Below are 18,315 nucleotides of genomic sequence, written 5' to 3'. Positions count from 1 at the left end.
GCGCCATCCGCATTACGAAACAGGGTTGAACACATCTGACCCCAACCCGGCCGGCAGGGGGGCACACATGTTCTCATTCATCGCCAGACGCATCGGCACGATACTGCTCACGATGCTGTGCCTGACGCTGGTCGTCTTCTTCCTCGTCAATCTCGAGCCCAATCTGAAGAAGCTGGCGATCAGCCAGACCGAGATGCACACGCCCGCCGACCAGCTTGAAAGCTGGCTGGTCAACCACGGTTACCGGCAGAACTTCTTCCTGCGCTACGGCCAGTGGCTTGGCGTCCTGCCGAAGCATCCGATCACCGACCCGGCGACCGGCAAGACCACGCAGCGCTTCTCCTTCTGCAACGACCCGACCGAGCCGCAATTCTCAGGCGTGCTGCAGGGCGATTTCGGCTGCTCGACCAAGTTCAAGACGACCGTCGCGGCGAAGCTCTTCCCGGCGCTCGGCGCCACTGGATTGCTGATGTTCTGGGTGCTGGCGGTGATGGTGCCGATCTCATTGCTCATCGGCATTCTGGCCGGCATGCGCGAAGGCTCGCGAACCGACCGCGTGCTGTCGGTCGCCTCGATCGCCTCGACGGCGACGCCCGAATATGTGTCGGGCGTCATCTTCACCGTCATCTTCGCATCCTGGCTCGGCTGGCTGAACGGCTCGGCGGCGTCAGCCAGCCAAGGCATCACCTTTTACAATTTCACGCTGCCGGTGATCACGCTGGCGATCTACGGCATCGGCTATATCGCGCGCATGACACGCGCCTCGATGGTCGAGGTGATGACGCAGCAATATATCCGCACAGCCCGGCTGAAGGGCTTGTCCTTCAGCAGCGTGGTCATCAAGCACGCATTGCGCAACGCGCTGATCGCGCCCTTCACCGTCATCATGTTGCAGTTCCCGTGGCTGCTCACCGGTGTCGTCATCGTAGAGGTGATGTTCCGCTACCAGGGTTTTGGCTATACGCTGGTCGAAGCCGCCGGCAACAACGACATCGATCTCTTGCTCGGCTGCTCGCTGGTCTCGGTGTTCATCGTGCTGATCACGCAGCTCATTTCCGATGTCGGCTACGCGTTTCTCAATCCGCGTATCAGGGTTCAGTAGGGGCAGGGCCGATGCAAACGGAATATATCAGCGCCTTCGATGTCGTTCTCGGCGTGCTCTGGCGGTTCTGGCCGGTGTGGGTCGCGCTCATCCTGGTGATGGGCGCGAGCTTTTCCTACAGGCGGAAGCTCGGGCTCTACGGCCAGCTCTTCGACAGCGGCGTCGGCATTGCCGGCGTCTTCATCTGCCTGTTCTGGCTGTTCACGGCGATCTTCGCCTCCACCATCTCGCCCTTCGACCCGCTGGCCCAGGTCTCGGTGATGAAGGACACGCTGCCCGGCGCGATCGAGCCGGCGTCGAAGCTGGTCTACTATTTCGGCGGCGACAAGCTTGCGCGCGACGTGTTCTCGCGCATGGTCTATGGCAGCCAGATTGTTTTGATCATCGCGCCGGCCGCCACCGGCTTCGCGCTGATGGTGGGCATCACGCTCGGCCTGCCTGCCGGTTACTATGGCGGCAAGATCGACACGCTCTTGTCCTTCCTCGCCAACTTGGTGCTGGCCTTCCCGGTGATCCTGTTGTTCTACCTCCTGGTGACGCCGGGCATCATGGACACGCCGATCCCCTATGCGATGGCGGGACTGTTCTTCCTGTTCCCGATCATCTTCTTCTGCGTCCTGTTCTGGACCCGCTACAAGAACCGGCCGGACCGGCTCTATATCCTGCTCGGCATCACGTTGGTCGTCGGCGGCTGGATCTATGCGGGCCTGGTCTTCGACAAGGATCCGCTCAAGATCGTCCACATCGATCCCAACCAGCTCAACATCTTCGTGGCGGTGGTGTTCGCCTCCAGCCCCGGCGTGTTCCGCATCGTGCGCGGACTGACCATGGACATCAAGACGCGCGACTATGTGGCGGCGGCGCAGACGCGCGGTGAATCGCCCTGGTACATCATGCTGTGGGAGATATTGCCCAATGCGCGGGGTCCGCTGATCGTCGATGCCTGCCTGCGTATCGGCTACACGACGATCCTGCTCGGGACGCTCGGCTATTTCGGCCTGGGCCTGGCGCCGGAGAGCCCCGACTGGGGCACCGCGATCAAGGATGCCAGCCGGTTGTTGCGTTCCTTCATCCACCCGGCGCTGCCGCCGACGATCGCCCTGATGTCGTTCGTGCTGGGGCTTAACCTTTTGGCGGATTCGCTGCGCGAACAGTCGATGAAGGATTGATGGTCAGGGTTCAGGCCCTACCTGCTGGAACAATTTAGGATTGGAGCGACCCATGAACGAGGCAGTTCGAAATCCGGCTCAGCCCATCATCGAGATCGAGAACCTCTCGATCTCCTTCTTCACCCGCAAGGGTGAGATCCCGGCTGTGATGGATTTTTCCTGCACGGTCATGCCCGGCGAGGCGATGGGCATCGTCGGCGAATCCGGCTGCGGCAAGTCGACCGTGTCGCTCGGCATCATGCGCGACCTCTCCAATATCGGGAAGATCGTCGGCGGCCGGATCAAGTTCCAGGGCAGGGACATGGGCGAGATGTCGGACGAAGAGCTTCGCACCATTCGCGGCAACAAGATCGCCATGATCTACCAGGAGCCGATGGCGAGCCTTAACCCGGCGATGAAGATCGGCCAGCAACTGATGGAAGTGCCGCTGATCCACGACAAGGTGTCGAAGGAAGAGGCTTACAGCCGCGCCCTTGATATGGTGCGGGCGGTGAAGTTGCCCGATCCGGAGCGCATGATGCGCTCCTATCCGCACCAGCTTTCCGGCGGCCAGCAGCAGCGCATCGTCATCGCCATGGCGCTGCTGTCGAAGCCGGCGCTGCTTCTGCTCGACGAGCCGACCACCGCGCTCGACGTCACGGTCGAGGCTGGCATCGTCGAACTGGTCAAGGGGCTCGGCGAGAAGTTCGGCACCTCGATGATCTTCGTGTCGCACAATCTCGGCCTCATCCTGGAAACCTGCGACAAGATCACGGTGATGTATTCCGGCGAGGCGGTCGAGACCGGCAAGATCGAGGACGTGTTCGACCGGATGCGCCATCCCTACACGCAGGGGCTGTTCCGCTCGATCCCGCTGCCCGGCGCCGACAAGAATTCGCGGCCGCTGATCTCCATTCCCGGACAGTTGCCGCTGCCGCATGAGCGGCCGAAGGGCTGCAATTTCGGGCCGCGCTGCCACCATTTCGTCGAGGGCGTCTGCAACGCGGCGGAGATCCCGATGATCCCGGTCGAGGGCCATGAGGGGCATTTCTCGCGCTGCGTGCGCTTCAACGAGATCGACTGGGAGGCGCTGCCGCCCGGCGCCAAGAAGGTCAGCGAAAAGGTCGAGCCCGGCGCGCCGGTGCTGAAGATCCAGGACCTCAAGAAATACTACAAGGTCGGCGGCAGCGAGGTGTTCGGCTCCAGCGAAGGCCGCGTCGTCAAGGCCAACGAGACGATCTCGTTCACCGCGCGCGAATCCGAGACCGTGGCGATCGTCGGCGAGTCCGGCTGCGGAAAGTCGACACTGGCCAAGGTGCTTCTGGGTCTCGAGACCGCCAGCTCCGGCACGGTGACTTTGGCTAACAAGGAAATCCAGTCGACGGGCATCGAGAACCGCGGCGTCGACACCGTGTCGTCGATCCAGATGGTGTTCCAGAATCCGTTCGACACGCTGAACCCCAGCCACAGCGTCGGCTCGCAGATCATCCGTACGCTGGAGAAGTTCAAAGTCGGCAAGACGGTCGCCGAGCGACGCCAGCGCATGCTGGAGCTGCTCGACCTTGTGAAGCTGCCCAGGGCCTTCGAGACCCGCAAGCCGCGCCAGCTTTCGGGCGGACAGAAGCAGCGCATCGGCGTCGCGCGCGCCTTTGCCGGCGACGCCAAGGTGGTGGTGGCCGACGAGCCGGTCTCGGCGCTCGACGTCTCGGTGCAGGCGGCGGTGACCGAGCTGTTGATGGACATCCAGCGCAAGAACAAGACGACGATGCTGTTCATCAGCCACGACCTGTCGGTGGTACGCTACATCGCCGACCGCGTCGTCGTGATGTATCTCGGCTATATCGTCGAGCAGGGCACGACCGACCAGATCTTCTCGCCGCCTTACCACCCTTATACCGAGGCGCTACTGTCCGCGATCCCGATCGCCGACACCAGCGTCGTCAAGAAGCACATCGTGCTCGAAGGCGACATTCCCTCGGCGATGAACCCGCCGACCGGCTGCCCGTTCCAGACGCGATGCGGCTACAAGAAGCTGGTGCCCGACAATCTGTGCGAGACGAAGGTGCCGCCGGTGAAGAATCTCGGCGGCGGCCATACGAGCCTGTGCTGGCTTTCGGACGACGTGCTGGCCAAGATGGAGCCGGTCATCAAGTTCGACAAGGAGCACGCTGCGCATGAAGGCGTGCCGGATGATGCGCCGCAGGGCGAGGGGCCGGGCTTTGCCGGCACGCCGCCGCAGCGTCCGGATGGCAAAAACGCCAGTGCGGAAGCCGATGCTATCGAAGAGGGCGTCGAGGAGAACGAGGCGGTGCTCAAAGCCCGTCGCCATGAAGTGCGCGACGAGGATTCGGAAACCGGTGTCCCAAGGCCGAAGGACACGACAAGGCGACACTAATCCGGGTCGGGTGTCAGCTGCCGCATTGCCGTAGCTGCGCTGCGTAGTCGCGCGCCATCTGGTCTGTGGCGCGCGCGTAGCTTTGAACGCCGGCGTCGCCGCGATTGCCGCGGCCATAGGCGGTCCAGCCGAGATAGTATGCCAGATAGAGGTTGTAGGTGTCGTTGCGGGCGACACCGAACGTGGCGGCGGTCTTGGAGTGGTACCAGCCGACGAAATCGACGGCGTCGGCGAAGCGTGTCCGGCGCGCGGCCCAGTTGCCGGTCTCGCTTTGATATTGCGACCAGGTGCCGTCGAGCGCCTGCGAGTAGCCGGTGGCGCTCGAGACATGCGTCCACGGGATGAAGCCGAGCAGCTTGGTGCGCGGCGGGCGGGCATTGCTCTTGAAGCCGGATTCCTTGCGCACCGTCGCCATCAGCACGGGAACGGGGATGCCGTATTTCTGCTCGGTCCGCTCGGCGGCGGACTGCCAGTTGTCGAACCAGCCGTCATTCTGGTCGAAGACGGCGCAGACATTGTTGATGTGGCTGGGCGCCGTCGCGCAGGCCGAAAGCGCCAGCAGCACGGAAACAGCAACAATTTTACTAAAACTCGACCTACGCATTGGAAGACGAATAGGCCGAAATCATAAAAGGAGTCTTGCTGGCTTCCTTAACGCGGATGTGGCCGGCATGAAAAATCGAGTATCGATATTACGACCGTCTGTGTCGTAATTCTTTTTCTCGATTTTGAGAAATGCCGCCTTGGCTAAAATCACGCCCGCAAATGGCGAATTCTTGACAGCTCGCCTGTGATGCCGGCGCTCTGATGCATGCATGAGCGAACCAAGACGCAAGCGCGGCGCCGAGCGCACCAGCAACCGGGGACCGGCCGCCATCCCACAACTGCCGCGACGACGGGTGGAGAATCCCTATCCGCCGATGGCGCTGCTGTCGGCCGATCAGATCGAGGCCATCCACCAGGCATCGATGCATATATTGGAAAACTTCGGCATCGAGGTGATGAGCCCGCGGGCGCTGTCGCTGTTGGAGCGTGCCGGCGCCAAGGTTGACCGCGGCTCGATGAATGTGCGCGTTGATCGCGGCATGGTCGAGGAGGCGCTGAAGTCGACACGCCCGGCATATACGCTGACGCCCCGAAATCCGGACAACGCCGTCCATCTCGGCGGCAGCACCATCAATTTCACCCTCGTCGCCGGCCCTCCCAATGTGCACGACATGGAACGCGGCCGCCGCGCCGGCAACCTCGCCGACTATTCCGACCTTGTGCGGCTGGCGCAGCATTTCAACTGCATCCACATGCTGGGCAACCAGGTCTGCGCGCCGGTCGAACTGCCGGCGAACACAAGGCATATGGACACTTATTTCGCCAATCTGACGCTGACCGACAAATGTTTCCACGTGTCGGCCATCGGCCGGGGCAGGGCGCTGGACGGCATCGAAATGATGGCGATCGCGCGCGGTCTGACGCTGGATGAGATGGCGCAGGACCCGGGAATCACCACCATCATTTCGGTCAACTCGCCGCGCCGCTTCGACGAGATGATGGCGGAGGGGCTGATGACCATGGCCGAATACGGCCAGTCGGTGGCGGTGACGCCGTTCACGCTTATGGGCGCGATGAGTCCGGTGACATTGGCCGGCGCGCTGGCGCAGCAGAACGCCGAGGCGCTGTTCGGCATCGTTCTGACCCAGCTGGTGCGTCCCGGCGCGCCTGTGATGTATGGCGCCTTCACCTCCAATGTCGACATGAAGTCGGGTGCGCCGGCCTTCGGCACGCCGGAGAACACCAAGGCCAACGTTGCTTCCGGGCAATTGGCGCGGCGCTACAATTTGCCCTACCGCACGACGCCTGGCTCGGCCTCCAACGCCGCCGACGCGCAAGGCGCCTATGAGACGATGATGGCGCTGTGGGGCGCGGTGCTCGGCCACGGCAATCTCGTCTATCATGCCGCCGGCTGGCAGGAAGGCGGGCTGACGGCCTCGTTCGAAAAGCTCGTCATCGATGTCGAGATGATCCAGCACATGATGGAATTCCTGCGGCCGATCGTGGTCGACGAGCCGGAGCTTGCGGTGGAGGCGCTGGGCGCGGTGCCGACCGGCGGCCACTTCTTCGGCGAGCCCCACACGCTGGAGCGCTACGCCACCGTCTTCTACCAGCCGATGCTTTCCAACTGGCAGAATTACGAGGCCTGGCAGGAGGCGGGCGCGCTGGACACGACGGCGCGCGCGACCAGGCTTTGGAAGAAGGCGCTGGAGGAATATGCCCAGCCGCCCATGGATCCTGCCCTGCGCGAAGCGCTCGAAGCCTATATGGCGCGCCGCAAGGAAGCGATCGGGCAAGGCGAGCCGTGAGGGAACAGCTTCCCATCCTGATTCATTTCGATCTCTCAACTCACTGAACCAACGAGAAAAAAGTCCATGAAGTCGCATGCAAAGGTCGTGGTCATCGGCGGCGGTGTCGTCGGATGCTCGGTGCTGTTCCATCTTGCCCGCCATGGCTGGACCGACGTCGTGCTTCTCGAGCGCGACGAGCTGACGTCCGGTTCGACCTGGCACGCGGCCGGCGGCATGCACACCATCAATGGCGATCCCAACGTCGCCAAGCTGCAGAAATACACGATCTCGCTCTACAAGGAGATCGAGGAGCTTTCTGGGCAAGCGACCGGCGTGCACCTGACCGGCGGCGTGCTGCTGGCCGCGACCGAGGCGCGGCTCGACTGGCTGCGCGGCGTGGTATCGAAGGGCCGCTATCTCGGCATCGACCTCGAGGTGATCTCGGCCAAGGAAGCGGCGGAATTGATGCCGCTCATCGATCCCAGCCAGTTCGTCGGCGCGGTGCGCAACAAGGAGGACGGCCATCTCGACCCGTCCGGCGTCACGCATGCCTATGCCAAGGCCGCACGCAAGCTGGGCGCCGAGGTCGAGCGCTTCACCAAGGTCGAGGATATCGTGCGGCGTCCCGACGGATTGTGGCGCGTTATCACCAACAAGGGCGATATCATCGCCGAGCATGTCGTCAATGCCGGCGGGCTGTGGGCGCGCGAGGTCGGCCGCATGGTTGGGCTCGAACTGCCGGTGCTCGCGATGGAGCATATGTACCTGATCACCGAGGACATGCCGGAAGTCGCCGACTGGAACAAGAAGACCGGCACCGAGATCATCCACGCGGTCGACTTCGACGGCGAGCTCTATCTGCGCCAGGAGCGCGGCGGCATGCTGATGGGCACCTATGAGAAGGCCAACAAGGTGTGGTCGGAGTTCACCACACCTTGGAATTTCGGGCATGAGCTGCTGGAGCCGGACATCGACCGCATCGCGTCGTCGCTGGAGGTCGGCTTCCGCCATTTCCCGGCGTTCCAGAAGACCGGCATCAAGCACATCATCAACGGCCCCTTCACCTTCGCGCCGGACGGCAATCCGCTGGTCGGTCCGGTGCGCGGCCTGCCGGGCTTCTGGGTCGCCTGCGGCGTCATGGCCGGCTTCAGCCAGGGCGGCGGCGTCGGCCTTGCGCTCTCCAACTGGATGATCGAAGGCGATCCGGGCGCCGACATCTGGGCGATGGACGTGGCGCGCTATGGCGACTGGGCGACAATGGCCTACACCAACGCCAAGGTGCGCGAGAATTATTCGCGGCGCTTCTCGATCCGTTTCCCGAACGAGGAACTACCGGCTGGACGTCCGCTCAAGACGACGCCTCTCTACGACACGCTTGCCGCCAAAGGCGCGCAATGGGGCGTGTCCTATGGGCTCGAAGTGCCGCTCTGGTATGCGCCGGAAGACGTCACCGACGAGTTTTCCTGGCGGCGTTCCACCGACTTCAACCATGTCGCCAAGGAAGTCGCGGTGGTGCGCAACGGCGTCGGTCTGTCGGAGATCTCGAACTTCGCCAAATACAAGGTGACGGGCGAGGGCGCTTCCGCGTGGCTCGACCGCATCTTCGCCTGCAAGCTGCCCAAGCGCGGCCGCATGACGCTTGCGCCGATGCTGAAGGCCGACGGCAAGCTGATCGGTGATTTCACTTTAGCCAATATCGACGACGCAGAGTGGTTCATCGCCGGATCCGGCATCGCCGAGCAGTATCATATGCGCTGGTTCGAGGCGCATCTGCCCAAGGACGGCTCGGTGAGGGTCGAGGCGCTGGGGCAAAAGCTCACCGGCCTTGCGATTGCCGGGCCGAAGGCGAGGGAAGTGCTCGCCAAGGTCACCCGCGCCGATGTCTCCAACGCGGCGTTCCCCTTCATGGCGTTTGCGCGAATGGATATCGGCATGGCGCCGTGCCTTGTCGGCCGCGTCAGCTATACCGGCGATCTCGGCTATGAGATCTGGGTGGCGCCGGAATACCAGCGCGCCGCCTACCACGCGCTGGTGAAAGCTGGCGAGGAATTCGGCATCGGCCTGTTTGGCTCGCGCGCGCTCAACGCGCTGAGGCTGGAAAAGAACTACGGCTCATGGGCGCGCGAATATCGGCCGATCTACGGGCCGGTCGAGGCCGGGCTCGACCGCTTCGTCGCCTATGGCAAGGAGGCCGATTTCATCGGCAAGCAGGCAGCGCTTGCCGAACGCAAGCAAGGCGGCAAGCTCAGGCTGCGCGCCTTCATCGTCGACGCTGTCGATGCCGATGTCATCGGTGACGAGGCGATCTGGCATGAGGGCGTCGTGCGCGGCTGGGTCACCTCGGGCGGCTACGCCCATCATTCGAAGAAGTCGGTTGCCATGGGCTATCTGCCGAAGGAAATCGCCGACAGGCCGGACGGCTTCGAGATCGAGATCCTCGGCAAGCGCCATGCGGCGCGCATCCAGGCCGCACCGCTGTTCGATGCCAATTTCGAGCGGATGCGCGGCTAGAGCAATTCCAGAAGGTGCGAAGCGGTTTTCCGCGCGGAATCGCGTCAAAACAAAAAGCCTCCAGACGCGCAGCCTTCGATGCTTCAGGCGCTGCGGCGGTTGTCCAGTGCGAAGGCGCCAGGACCAGCGAAAAACAGATAGAGGAAGATGAAGCAGAAGGAGATCGCCAAGTCGCCGCCATTGTTGACAGGGAAGAAGCCGCGCGGGAAGTGCGCCATGAAATAGGCGATGGCCATTTCGCCGGCCAGAAGGAAGGCGACCGGGCGGGTGAAGAGGCCGAGCGCCAAAAGGATGCCGCCGGCGAATTCGAGGATGCCGGCGGTCGTCGTCAGCGCAGTGAGGGCGTGCGGCTCAGCGCTGGCCGGGAAGTTGAACAGCTTCTGCGAGCCATGTTCGATGAACTGCAAGGCGGTCATGATGCGCAACACGCCCAGCGCTTGCGGACGGTACTGAGCAAGGCCTTCGAAAAGCTTCATCTAGAACTCCATCTACCCTCCCCGTCCGGCCATAGATTATCGCCTGGCAATGGACCACTCACTTCCCATGGCTCACCATCAACAATCGGTGAGTGGAAATGTTCATTCTCCCAGATTCTTATTCTCTCCATGGTTGCATATTTATCCTTAAAGTTGTATTGATGGATGAGGTATCAAACCGTACGGATCCGCTTTGCCATGAAAAAAGTCGTCATCATCAGCCTGTTGGCAATTCTTGCAGGCACCAGCTTCGCCGCAGCCGCAGACGCGGGTTGCGATGCCTTCAAATGGCCGGTCGCGCGCGAGCAAGCCCTGTTTCCGACAGCGCCGGCGGTTCAGTCCGGCGCCACCCTCGCGGTCGGGCAAGCGGTGGATTTCTCGCTTGAGGCCGTCGACACGGTCAGCTTTGAAGTGCCGCCGGACCGTGCGCCGAAAGCCGGCACGTTCGGTGCGACGGCAAATGTGACCGTGCCGCCCGGGGGTGAGCTTCAGTTCAGCCTGTCCGATGAGGCCTGGATCGATGTCGTGCAGGACGGGAAGACCGTGAAATCGGCGGCTTTCAGCGGCGTCAAGAACTGCCCGGGCATCCGCAAGAGCGTGCGCTTCAAGTTGGCTGGCGGCGCGGCCATCATCCAGCTCAGCGGCGCGAAAAAGGCCGACCTGAAGCTCGCGGTGCTGACGCCGGAGTGACCCGGCGCCAGCCCATCGAACAGTGCTGCTATCGTGCCGGCGCCAGCAGCGCGAAATGCGCGCCTTGCGGGTCCTGGCACTGGATGATCCACTGGCCGCTCGGCACGTCCATCGGACCCATGATGACCTTGCCGCCATTGTCGGCGACACGCTTCGCCGCGGCATCGATGGCGTCGACGTTGAAATAGAATTGCCAGACGGGAACCGGGATCTGAGGCGGCTTGTTCATGATCCCGCCGCCGGATTCGGGGCCGGCTCCGAAGGTTTTGTAAATACCCATCTCGCCCATGTCGAACTCGCCGGCGCTCTCCCAGCCGAACTGGCTGGAATAGAACTCGAAAGCCGCCTTCCAGTCGGTCGTGTAGAGCTCATGCCAGCCGACATGGCCAAGCGTGGTCGCCGGCACCGGCGGCTGTTCAGGCTGATTGGGCTGCAAGAACATGAAGGCCGCCCCTTGCGGGTCGGCGACGACGGCGAAGCGGCCGACGCCTGGAATGTCGTCGGGCGCCCGATGGACCGCGCCGCCGGCGTCCTTGAGCGCTTGCGTCGAGGCGTCGACATCCTTGGTATAGATGTAACCCAGCCAGGTCGGCGGCATGCCCCTCTTGGCGGGTTCTCCCGGCATCGTCATCAGCCCGCCGACGCCGCGCATGGCTGAGTTCACGACGATATAGCGGGGCATGCCAGGCGCCTTGTCGAAAGGCTCGGCTTTCCATCCGACAACGGCGGTGTAGAAAGCCTCGGCGGCGTCGAGGTCGGTGGTCATCAGCTCGTACCAAAAGAAAGGTTGCGGGGATTTCGGCATGGTCGGTCTCCTCACCGGTTCAGGCGCGATCGTTGTTCGATCCATCCTAAGTATGTTGAGCTTCAGGTAATGCGGCCTGCAAACGCCAGTTTCGTGCGCTTCCGGTGCTCACGTACTTAAGTACTCCGCTCCGGTTCTCGAAAGCCGCCGTTTTCGGCGCGGCCTGACCTGAACCTCAACACACCTTAGGACGATCCTGGCGACAGAAATCCGACATGGGCCGAAAATATCGGTCGGCAAGGCGCTCCGCCCCCGATCTTGCATAGCCCGCGCCTTCGACTTTGCTGCCGTCAAAGGGGGGCGCGTTTTCCATGCGCCAGATGTCGCTCACGCCCGAGCTTGTCGCTCTTTGCCATCGCGACCAGATCGATCCCGGCCCGAGCGGGGAGTGGACGCAACTCAGCGACGACGATTTCAGCGCAATCGCCACGCGTCTTGCCGGCGAAGCCGACGCGGGACGCTTTGGGTGTTCGCTCGCTGATCTGGAAACGGCCTTCGAGTCGGTCGAGCAGCGGCGCGCCTCGGCGCATGGCTGGCATCGCTCCTTCTGCCTGGATCTCGTGCGCTGGAGAGGCAGCGCCGCGCAGCCCGGACTGATGATGGCGCTCGAACGCGGCGGACGCTGCGACGGTGTCATCTACCGCCTGCCGGACGGCGACGAGGCCGCCCAGATCGAAGGCTGTTGCGACGCGGGATCGACGATCACGAAGCCGTTGCCTCGGTCAGGTGGGTTCCGGTGCGCACGGCGCAAGGCCGGCTGCAAGCGCTGGGCTTCTGGGTTGGCGTGACCGGCAGGGGGACGTCGCTCAGGCAGCCGCTGGAGAAGGTGGCTTGGGTGCTGGCACGCGCCTGCGGCCATGTCGGCTCCGGCGCCGAATATCTCTACAACACCGTCAGCCATCTCGAGACCTTCGGCATCCATGACCGCAATCTGTGGCGGTTGCAGGAACTGGTGGCGGAAGAGATCCGGTCGATCCGCAGCCACAGGGTCACAAGCCACGACACCGTGAAGGTTGCCGAGATGACCATAACATGACTCCATTTGTCATATTTTTGGCCAGCCATTTCAGTGACTTGGCCGAAAATTGACCAATTGATAAAAAAATAAAACGTGCTAGCCTTCCCCAAAACGACAACAAGGGGAACTGGAATGGCGACTGGTCATTTCATCGAGGGCATTGCCGGCGGCCGGCTGTCTTCCGAGCAATATGCCGACAATTTCTCCGACCTGCATCCGCCGCTCGATCACCACGAGGCGCTGGTCGAGGCCGACCGCTGCTATTTCTGCTATGACGCGCCGTGCATGAATGCGTGTCCGACCTCGATCGACATCCCGCTGTTCATCCGTCAGATCGCGACGGGCAATCCGCTGGGCTCCGCCAAGACCATCTTCGACCAGAACATCCTTGGCGGCATGTGCGCCCGCGTCTGCCCGACCGAGACGCTGTGCGAAGAGGTCTGCGTGCGCGAGGTGGCCGAAGGCAAGCCGGTGCAGATCGGCCGGCTGCAGCGCTACGCCACCGATGTGGCGATGGGCGAAGGCAAGCAGTTCTACAAGCGCGCCGAGCCGACGGGCAAGAGCATCGCCGTGGTCGGCGCCGGGCCGGCCGGGCTGGCGGCGGCGCATCGCCTTGCCCGTCACGGCCATGACGTGACCATCCTCGAGGCGCGTCCCAAGGCCGGCGGCCTCAACGAATACGGCATCGCCGCCTATAAGAGCGTCGACGATTTCGCGCAGGCCGAGGTCGACTATGTGACTTCGATCGGCGGCATCGACATCCAGAACGGCAAGGCGCTCGGCCGCGACTTCCAGCTGGCTGACCTGATGCGCAACTATGATGCGGTGTTCCTCGGGCTCGGGCTTGGCGGCGTCAATGCGCTGCGCGCCGAGGGTGAGGATGCCGACGGCGTTACCAATGCGGTGGAATTCATCTCGGAACTGCGCCAGGCAAGCGATCTCTCCAGCCTGCCAGTCGGCCGGCGCGTCGTCGTCATTGGCGGCGGCATGACAGCGATCGACGCGGCGGTTCAATCGAAGCTGCTCGGCGCGGAAGAGGTGACGATCTGCTACCGGCGGGGCCAGGAGCACATGAACGCTTCGGAGTTCGAGCAGGATCTGGCCGCCGCCAATGGTGTCACCATCCGCCACTGGCTGCAGCCGAAGCGCGTCATTGCCGAGAACGGCAAGGTGTCGGCCATCGAGCTCGAATACACCGCGATGAGCGGCGACAAGCTTGTCGGTACCGGCGAAAGGCTGCGGCTCAACGCCGACCAGGTGTTTAAGGCAATCGGCCAGAGCTTCGTGCCGGCGCATCTCAACGGCAGCGCGGAACAGATCGAGCTCGAAGGCGGCCGCATCAAGGTCGATGCCGAAGGCCGCACCTCGCTGGCAAAGGTCTGGGCCGGCGGCGACTGCATCTTCGGTGGCGACGATTTGACGGTCTCGGCGGTGGCGCAAGGGCGCGATGCGGCCGAGAGCATCCACCGGGCACTGACCTCTAACGGGAGGGCGTGAGCATGGCAGACATCCGCAACAATTTCATCGGCATCAAGTCGCCCAATCCGTTCTGGCTGGCCTCGGCGCCGCCGACCGACAAGGCCTATAATGTCGAGCGCGCCTTCAAGGCCGGCTGGGGCGGTGTGGTGTGGAAGACGCTGGGCGAAGAGGGACCGCCGGTCGTCAACGTCAACGGTCCGCGCTACGGCGCGATCTGGGGCGCCGACCGCCGGCTGCTGGGCTTGAACAACATCGAGCTGATCACCGACCGCGACCTGCGGACCAACCTGCGCGAGATGAAGCAGGTCAAGATGAACTGGCCGGGCCGGGCGCTGATCGCGTCGATCATGGTGCCTTGCGTCGAGGAAAGCTGGAAGGCGATCCTGCCGCTGGTCGAGGAGACCGGCGCTGACGGTATCGAGCTCAATTTCGGCTGCCCGCACGGCATGAGCGAGCGCGGCATGGGCTCGGCGGTCGGCCAAGTGCCGGAATATATCGAGATGGTGGTGCGCTGGTGCAAGCAGTACACGCGCATGCCCGTCATCACCAAGCTGACGCCCAACATCACCGACATACGCAAGCCGGCCCGCGCGGCGAAGGCCGGTGGCACCGACGCAGTGTCGCTGATCAACACCATCAACTCGATCACCGGCGTCGATCTCGACAATTTCGCGCCGCAGCCGACCATCGACGGCAAGGGTTCGCATGGCGGCTATTGCGGCCCGGCGGTGAAGCCGATCGCCATGAACATGGTGGCCGAGATCGCGCGCGATCCCGAAACCCATGGCCTGCCGATCTCCGGCATCGGCGGCATCACCACCTGGCGCGATGCGGCCGAATTCATGGCGCTCGGCGCCGGCAACGTGCAGGTCTGCACGGCGGCGATGACCTACGGCTTCAAGATCGTGCAGGAGATGATCGCGGGGCTTGAGAACTGGATGGACGAAAAGGGCCACGCCTCGCTCTCCGACGTCATCGGTCGCGCCACGCCCAACGTCACCGACTGGCAGTATCTCAACCTCAATTACATCGCCAAGGCGCATATCGACCAGGACGCATGCATCAAGTGCGGCCGCTGCCACATCGCCTGCGAGGACACTTCGCACCAGGCGATCACCAGCATGGTTGATGGTGTGCGACATTTCGAAGTGATCGAGGCCGAGTGCGTCGGCTGCAATCTGTGCGTCAATGTCTGCCCGGTCGAAGGCTGCATCACCATGGAGCCGCTGGCGGCCGGCGTGCTCGACCAGCGCACCGGCAAGCCGGTGTCGCCGATCTACGCCAACTGGACGACGCACCCGAACAATCCGATGGCCAAGGTGGCTGCGGAGTAGGGTTGCCTTCGCAGAGTTTAGGTTCCTCGCCCCACGCAGTGGGGAGAAGTGGCCCGGCGACGCCGGGACGGAGAGGGGCGTTCGGGACGGCTGGGAACTAGTCCCAGGCTCCTGCCGCCTGTTTATCTGCTGACACCCCATTCTTCACCGGCTCTGACCACACAGAGGTCGTCTCCTCTCCGTCCCGGCTTCGTTGGGCCACCTCTCCCCCGCTTCGCGGGGTGCGAGGAACCCAAGCGCTCGGAAGTCATCGCGCACATGGCAAACCTCCATTTTTCTATTGCAGATAAAAAATATCCAGGATAATATATACCCACGATAGGAGGTCGGCACCATGAAACTGGGCGATGGCGTCGAGGCGGCCATTCACTGCGCGGCGACGCTGGCCAGCGTCGATGGCAACAGCACGATGCCCGGTGCCGCGCTCGCCGAGTGCTTCGGGCTGTCGCCGAGCTATCTCCTGAAGCATCTCAATCAGCTAACGGCGGCGCATATTCTTGAATCGGTGCCGGGGCCGGCCGGCGGCTACCGGCTGGCGCGGTCGGCCGAACAAATCACTCTGCTCGATATCGTGCTCGCCATCGAGGGCAGAGAGCCGGCATTCCGCTGCGGCGAGATCCGCCAGCATGGCCCGGTCAAGATCGATGCGTCGGCCTATGTGAAGCCCTGCGGCATCAATGTCGCGATGCTCAAGGCCGAGCGCGCCTATCGGGCCGCGCTCGCCGAGGTGAAGCTGTCCGACGTCGTGGCGGAGTATGCGGCCGAAGGCGATCCTCGCGCCTATGCCGCGAGTTGCGCCTTCGTCGAGCGCCACCAGCGGCCGCAGAAATCCGCTTCATCCAAGCAGATCTAGATCCCCCCTAACCCCACCAAAAACCCTGGAAGGAAAGACGATGAAACCGAGACTGCAGTTCTTTGCCAAAGCGCCGGAAATCATGAAGGCGGTGTCGGCGCTCAACAAGGCCGTGGACGAGTGCGGGCTGGAAGTGGGCCTGCTGCACCTGATCAAGCTGAGGGCTTCGCAGATCAATGGCTGCTCATATTGCGTCGAAATGCACAGCCGTGAGGCGAGGCGCGACGGCGAGACCGAAACGCGGCTCTATCTGGTCGCCGCCTGGAAGGAATCGCCGCTGTTTTCCGAGCGCGAGCGCGCCGCCCTTGCATGGACAGAGGCGGTGACGCTGATCGCCGACAATGGCGTCTCGGACGAGCTCTACGCCCGCACGCTCGAACATTTCTCGGAGGAGGAACTGGTCAAGCTCTCGGTCGCGCTCGGCATGATCAACACGTGGAACCGGCTCTGTATTCCCTTCCACGCCATCCATCCGATGCCAGCCGCCAAGGCTGCCTGATCGAACGGCTTGGCGCGCGGATAAGAGATCCGCGCGCCTGTTCACGCAGCAAAGCGCAGGCCGCCGTCGCAAGTCAGCACCTGGCCGGTCATGAAGCTGTTGGAGACCAGGAAGGCGATCGCCTCGGCGACGTCTTCGGCGCGGCCGATGCGGCCGACCGGCGTCTTGCCGGCATATTCGGCAAACACCGCCTGCCGCTGGTCGTCCGGCAAGAAGTCCCACCAGCGCGTGTCGATGACGCCGGGCGCCACGACGTTGACGCGCAAAGGCTTCAGCTCGACCGCCAGGATTGGCGCGACGGTCAAGAGCATGCCGTTGATGGCGCCGATGCCGGCAACGCCGGGCGCCGCGATCTGGGCCGAGACGGCCGAGATGAAGGTGACCGACCCGGCCTTGTTCAAGGTCGGCAGGGCCGCCTGCAAGCAGGCTAGCTGCGGCCGGATCTTCTCGTCGACGCCGCTGCCGATATCCGCGAGGTCTAGCGTCGCGAATGGCCCCAAGCCTTTGCCGCCGCTCGCGGCGAGAACCAGGTGGTCGAACCGCCCGAGCTCGGCAAAAAACTGCCGTACCTCGTCCGGCTTGGTGGCGTCGAAGGCGGCCTTGCCGACGATGCCGCCGAGGCTCTTCCAGGCGCTTTTCAGCTTCTCCTCGTTGCGTCCGGTGATTGTGACTTTCATCGTGGGGCTGACCAGCTTTTTGGCCGTGGCAAGGCCGATGCCGGATGAGCCGCCGATGACGACGCAGTGTTCGATGGTCTCGCTCATGGATGTTATTCCTTGGATGTCGTGGAGGATTGTCCGGTCAACTCGAGGCTAAGTGCCCGCAACCGGCGCCGAGCCTTCTCGTCATAGGCCTGTGCGTCGGCGCGCGATTCGCGCTGGCCGTCGAAATAGCGGCCGCTGCGCCCTTCGAGCGCGGGCGACGTCGCGAGGTTGACGATGGCGTCGGCGCCGGTCTCGACCGAGCTCCATGGCGTGACGCCCGCCTGCCGGACCATGGTGGTGTCCATATAGCTTGCCGGATGGATCGCGTTGACGGTGATGCCGGTGCCGTCGAGCTGCTCCGGCAGATCTACGGTGAACAGGATCTGCGCCAGCTTGCTCTGGCAGTAGGCGCGCACGCCGCTATAGCCATGCGTCAGCATGACGTCGTCGAAGTCGATCGCCTGCTGGCCGGCCGAGGCGACGTTGACGATGCGCGCCGGCGCGCTTGCCTTGAGCAAAGGCAAAAGCTCCGACGTCAGCAGGAAGCCGGCAAGATAGTTGACGGCGAAGCGCAGCTCGTAGCCGTCGGCGCTCACCTGCCGCTTAGCGGTCTGGCCGCCAGTGCCGACGCCGGCATTGTTGATCAGGATGTCGAGCCGGTCGGTCCTTGCGCGCACGGTCTCGGCCAGGCGGCGCACTTCGGCGAGCGAAGCGAGGTCGGCCGCGAGAAACTCGGCCTTGCCGCCCTTTGCCTCGATCGCGGCGACCGTTGCCTCGCCGCGGCCTTCGTCGCGGCCATGCACCAGCACGCGGGCGCCGGCGGCGCCGAGCCTTTCGGCGACCACACGGCCGACGCCGTCGGTCGAGCCGGTGACGAGAATGGTTTTGTCCTTGAGTTCCATGTCCAGAGCCTCCTTGCGCTGCTGTGAACGGAAAGATGGGACACGGCGTGTATCTCAAACAGT

Annotated in this window: 15 protein-coding genes and 1 pseudogene; 11 read left to right on the top strand and 5 right to left on the bottom strand. The window is 63.5% G+C overall.

Annotated features, from left to right (window positions below; genetic code table 11):
* The first annotated feature begins 67 nt into the window (after positions 1-67).
* From FJW06_RS10785 to FJW06_RS10775, 3 genes are read left to right on the top strand one after another with little or no spacing between them, the layout of a single operon-like run.
* Positions 68-1,102 (top strand): ABC transporter permease, encoded by a 1,035-nt coding sequence (locus tag FJW06_RS10785; RefSeq protein WP_040984157.1) that lies wholly within the window; start codon positions 68-70, stop codon positions 1,100-1,102.
* Positions 1,103-1,113: 11 nt separating this feature from the next.
* On the top strand, positions 1,114-2,271 hold the full coding sequence (locus FJW06_RS10780; RefSeq protein WP_140751372.1) for an ABC transporter permease: 1,158 nt from the start codon (positions 1,114-1,116) through the stop codon (positions 2,269-2,271).
* 52 nt (positions 2,272-2,323) lie between these two features.
* Entirely contained in the window at positions 2,324-4,645 is a 2,322-nt protein-coding gene (locus tag FJW06_RS10775) for an ABC transporter ATP-binding protein (protein WP_140751370.1), read from the top strand.
* Positions 4,646-4,658: 13 nt separating this feature from the next.
* Here FJW06_RS10775 and FJW06_RS10770 read toward each other — a convergent pair whose 3' ends face one another.
* Positions 4,659-5,249, bottom strand: a complete 591-nt coding sequence (locus tag FJW06_RS10770; protein WP_140751368.1) for a hypothetical protein — start codon at positions 5,247-5,249, stop codon at positions 4,659-4,661.
* A 211-nt stretch (positions 5,250-5,460) separates the two neighbouring features.
* On the opposite strand from FJW06_RS10770, the gene FJW06_RS10765 reads away from it, so the two are divergent.
* Positions 5,461-6,999: a trimethylamine methyltransferase family protein gene (locus FJW06_RS10765; protein ID WP_140751366.1), complete on the top strand. Its 1,539-nt coding sequence runs from the start codon at positions 5,461-5,463 to the stop codon at positions 6,997-6,999.
* Positions 7,000-7,065: 66 nt separating this feature from the next.
* A complete protein-coding gene (locus tag FJW06_RS10760) occupies positions 7,066-9,492 on the top strand; it encodes an FAD-dependent oxidoreductase (RefSeq protein ID WP_140751364.1) in 2,427 nt (808 codons plus the stop codon).
* An 83-nt stretch (positions 9,493-9,575) separates the two neighbouring features.
* On the opposite strand, the gene FJW06_RS10755 is transcribed toward FJW06_RS10760, so the two are convergent.
* On the bottom strand, positions 9,576-9,968 hold the full coding sequence (locus FJW06_RS10755) for a DoxX family protein (RefSeq protein ID WP_140751362.1): 393 nt from the start codon (positions 9,966-9,968) through the stop codon (positions 9,576-9,578).
* Positions 9,969-10,166: 198 nt separating this feature from the next.
* On the opposite strand from FJW06_RS10755, the gene FJW06_RS10750 reads away from it, so the two are divergent.
* Positions 10,167-10,658 (top strand): hypothetical protein, encoded by a 492-nt coding sequence (locus FJW06_RS10750; RefSeq protein WP_140751360.1) that lies wholly within the window; start codon positions 10,167-10,169, stop codon positions 10,656-10,658.
* Between the two features lie 28 nt (positions 10,659-10,686).
* Here FJW06_RS10750 and FJW06_RS10745 read toward each other — a convergent pair whose 3' ends face one another.
* On the bottom strand, positions 10,687-11,463 hold the full coding sequence (locus FJW06_RS10745) for a VOC family protein (RefSeq protein WP_140751358.1): 777 nt from the start codon (positions 11,461-11,463) through the stop codon (positions 10,687-10,689).
* A gap of 311 nt (positions 11,464-11,774) precedes the next feature.
* Between FJW06_RS10745 and FJW06_RS30785 the strand changes: the two are divergent.
* The 5 genes and pseudogenes from FJW06_RS30785 (at position 11,775) to FJW06_RS10720 (ending at position 16,646) form a co-directional block, all read left to right on the top strand.
* Positions 11,775-12,499: pseudogene (locus FJW06_RS30785) on the top strand (gamma-glutamylcyclotransferase).
* 114 nt (positions 12,500-12,613) lie between these two features.
* Complete coding sequence (locus FJW06_RS10735; protein WP_140751356.1) at positions 12,614-13,978, top strand: NAD(P)-dependent oxidoreductase; 1,365 nt, start codon at positions 12,614-12,616, stop codon at positions 13,976-13,978.
* Between the two features lie 2 nt (positions 13,979-13,980).
* The gene (gene preA, locus FJW06_RS10730) at positions 13,981-15,294 is read left to right on the top strand and encodes an NAD-dependent dihydropyrimidine dehydrogenase subunit PreA (RefSeq protein ID WP_140751354.1); all 1,314 of its coding nucleotides are present in this window, start codon (positions 13,981-13,983) and stop codon (positions 15,292-15,294) included.
* Between the two features lie 334 nt (positions 15,295-15,628).
* Positions 15,629-16,147, top strand: a complete 519-nt coding sequence (locus FJW06_RS10725; protein WP_140751352.1) for an Rrf2 family transcriptional regulator — start codon at positions 15,629-15,631, stop codon at positions 16,145-16,147.
* Between the two features lie 40 nt (positions 16,148-16,187).
* A complete protein-coding gene (locus tag FJW06_RS10720; protein WP_140751350.1) occupies positions 16,188-16,646 on the top strand; it encodes a carboxymuconolactone decarboxylase family protein in 459 nt (152 codons plus the stop codon).
* Between the two features lie 41 nt (positions 16,647-16,687).
* On the opposite strand, the gene FJW06_RS10715 is transcribed toward FJW06_RS10720, so the two are convergent.
* Together FJW06_RS10715 and FJW06_RS10710 are read right to left on the bottom strand one after the other, a co-directional pair.
* Entirely contained in the window at positions 16,688-17,410 is a 723-nt protein-coding gene (locus tag FJW06_RS10715) for an SDR family oxidoreductase (protein WP_140751348.1), read from the bottom strand.
* A gap of 5 nt (positions 17,411-17,415) precedes the next feature.
* Positions 17,416-18,252, bottom strand: a complete 837-nt coding sequence (locus tag FJW06_RS10710; RefSeq protein ID WP_140751346.1) for an SDR family oxidoreductase — start codon at positions 18,250-18,252, stop codon at positions 17,416-17,418.
* Positions 18,253-18,315 lie beyond the last annotated feature (63 nt).

This window comes from Mesorhizobium sp. B4-1-3, assembly GCF_006439355.1.
GTDB lineage: Bacteria > Pseudomonadota > Alphaproteobacteria > Rhizobiales > Rhizobiaceae > Mesorhizobium.
The sequence above is the reverse complement of the archived record's forward strand: the minus strand, read 5'-3'. Positions and strand labels throughout refer to the sequence as shown.

What these genes read in the sequence shown, in the direction of transcription:
- FJW06_RS10785 (WP_040984157.1), top strand. Translation starts at nt 68, where the DNA reads ATGTTCTCATTCATCGCCAGACGCATCGGCACGATACTGCTCACGATG.
- FJW06_RS10725 (WP_140751352.1), top strand. Translation starts at nt 15,629, where the DNA reads ATGAAACTGGGCGATGGCGTCGAGGCGGCCATTCACTGCGCGGCGACG.
- FJW06_RS10745 (WP_140751358.1), bottom strand. Translation starts at nt 11,463, where the DNA reads ATGCCGAAATCCCCGCAACCTTTCTTTTGGTACGAGCTGATGACCACC.
- FJW06_RS10780 (WP_140751372.1), top strand. Translation starts at nt 1,114, where the DNA reads ATGCAAACGGAATATATCAGCGCCTTCGATGTCGTTCTCGGCGTGCTC.
- FJW06_RS10765 (WP_140751366.1), top strand. Translation starts at nt 5,461, where the DNA reads ATGAGCGAACCAAGACGCAAGCGCGGCGCCGAGCGCACCAGCAACCGG.
- FJW06_RS10770 (WP_140751368.1), bottom strand. Translation starts at nt 5,249, where the DNA reads ATGCGTAGGTCGAGTTTTAGTAAAATTGTTGCTGTTTCCGTGCTGCTG.
- FJW06_RS10775 (WP_140751370.1), top strand. Translation starts at nt 2,324, where the DNA reads ATGAACGAGGCAGTTCGAAATCCGGCTCAGCCCATCATCGAGATCGAG.
- preA (WP_140751354.1), top strand. Translation starts at nt 13,981, where the DNA reads ATGGCAGACATCCGCAACAATTTCATCGGCATCAAGTCGCCCAATCCG.
- FJW06_RS10735 (WP_140751356.1), top strand. Translation starts at nt 12,614, where the DNA reads ATGGCGACTGGTCATTTCATCGAGGGCATTGCCGGCGGCCGGCTGTCT.
- FJW06_RS10720 (WP_140751350.1), top strand. Translation starts at nt 16,188, where the DNA reads ATGAAACCGAGACTGCAGTTCTTTGCCAAAGCGCCGGAAATCATGAAG.
- FJW06_RS10755 (WP_140751362.1), bottom strand. Translation starts at nt 9,968, where the DNA reads ATGAAGCTTTTCGAAGGCCTTGCTCAGTACCGTCCGCAAGCGCTGGGC.
- FJW06_RS10760 (WP_140751364.1), top strand. Translation starts at nt 7,066, where the DNA reads ATGAAGTCGCATGCAAAGGTCGTGGTCATCGGCGGCGGTGTCGTCGGA.
- FJW06_RS10715 (WP_140751348.1), bottom strand. Translation starts at nt 17,410, where the DNA reads ATGAGCGAGACCATCGAACACTGCGTCGTCATCGGCGGCTCATCCGGC.
- FJW06_RS10750 (WP_140751360.1), top strand. Translation starts at nt 10,167, where the DNA reads ATGAAAAAAGTCGTCATCATCAGCCTGTTGGCAATTCTTGCAGGCACC.
- FJW06_RS10710 (WP_140751346.1), bottom strand. Translation starts at nt 18,252, where the DNA reads ATGGAACTCAAGGACAAAACCATTCTCGTCACCGGCTCGACCGACGGC.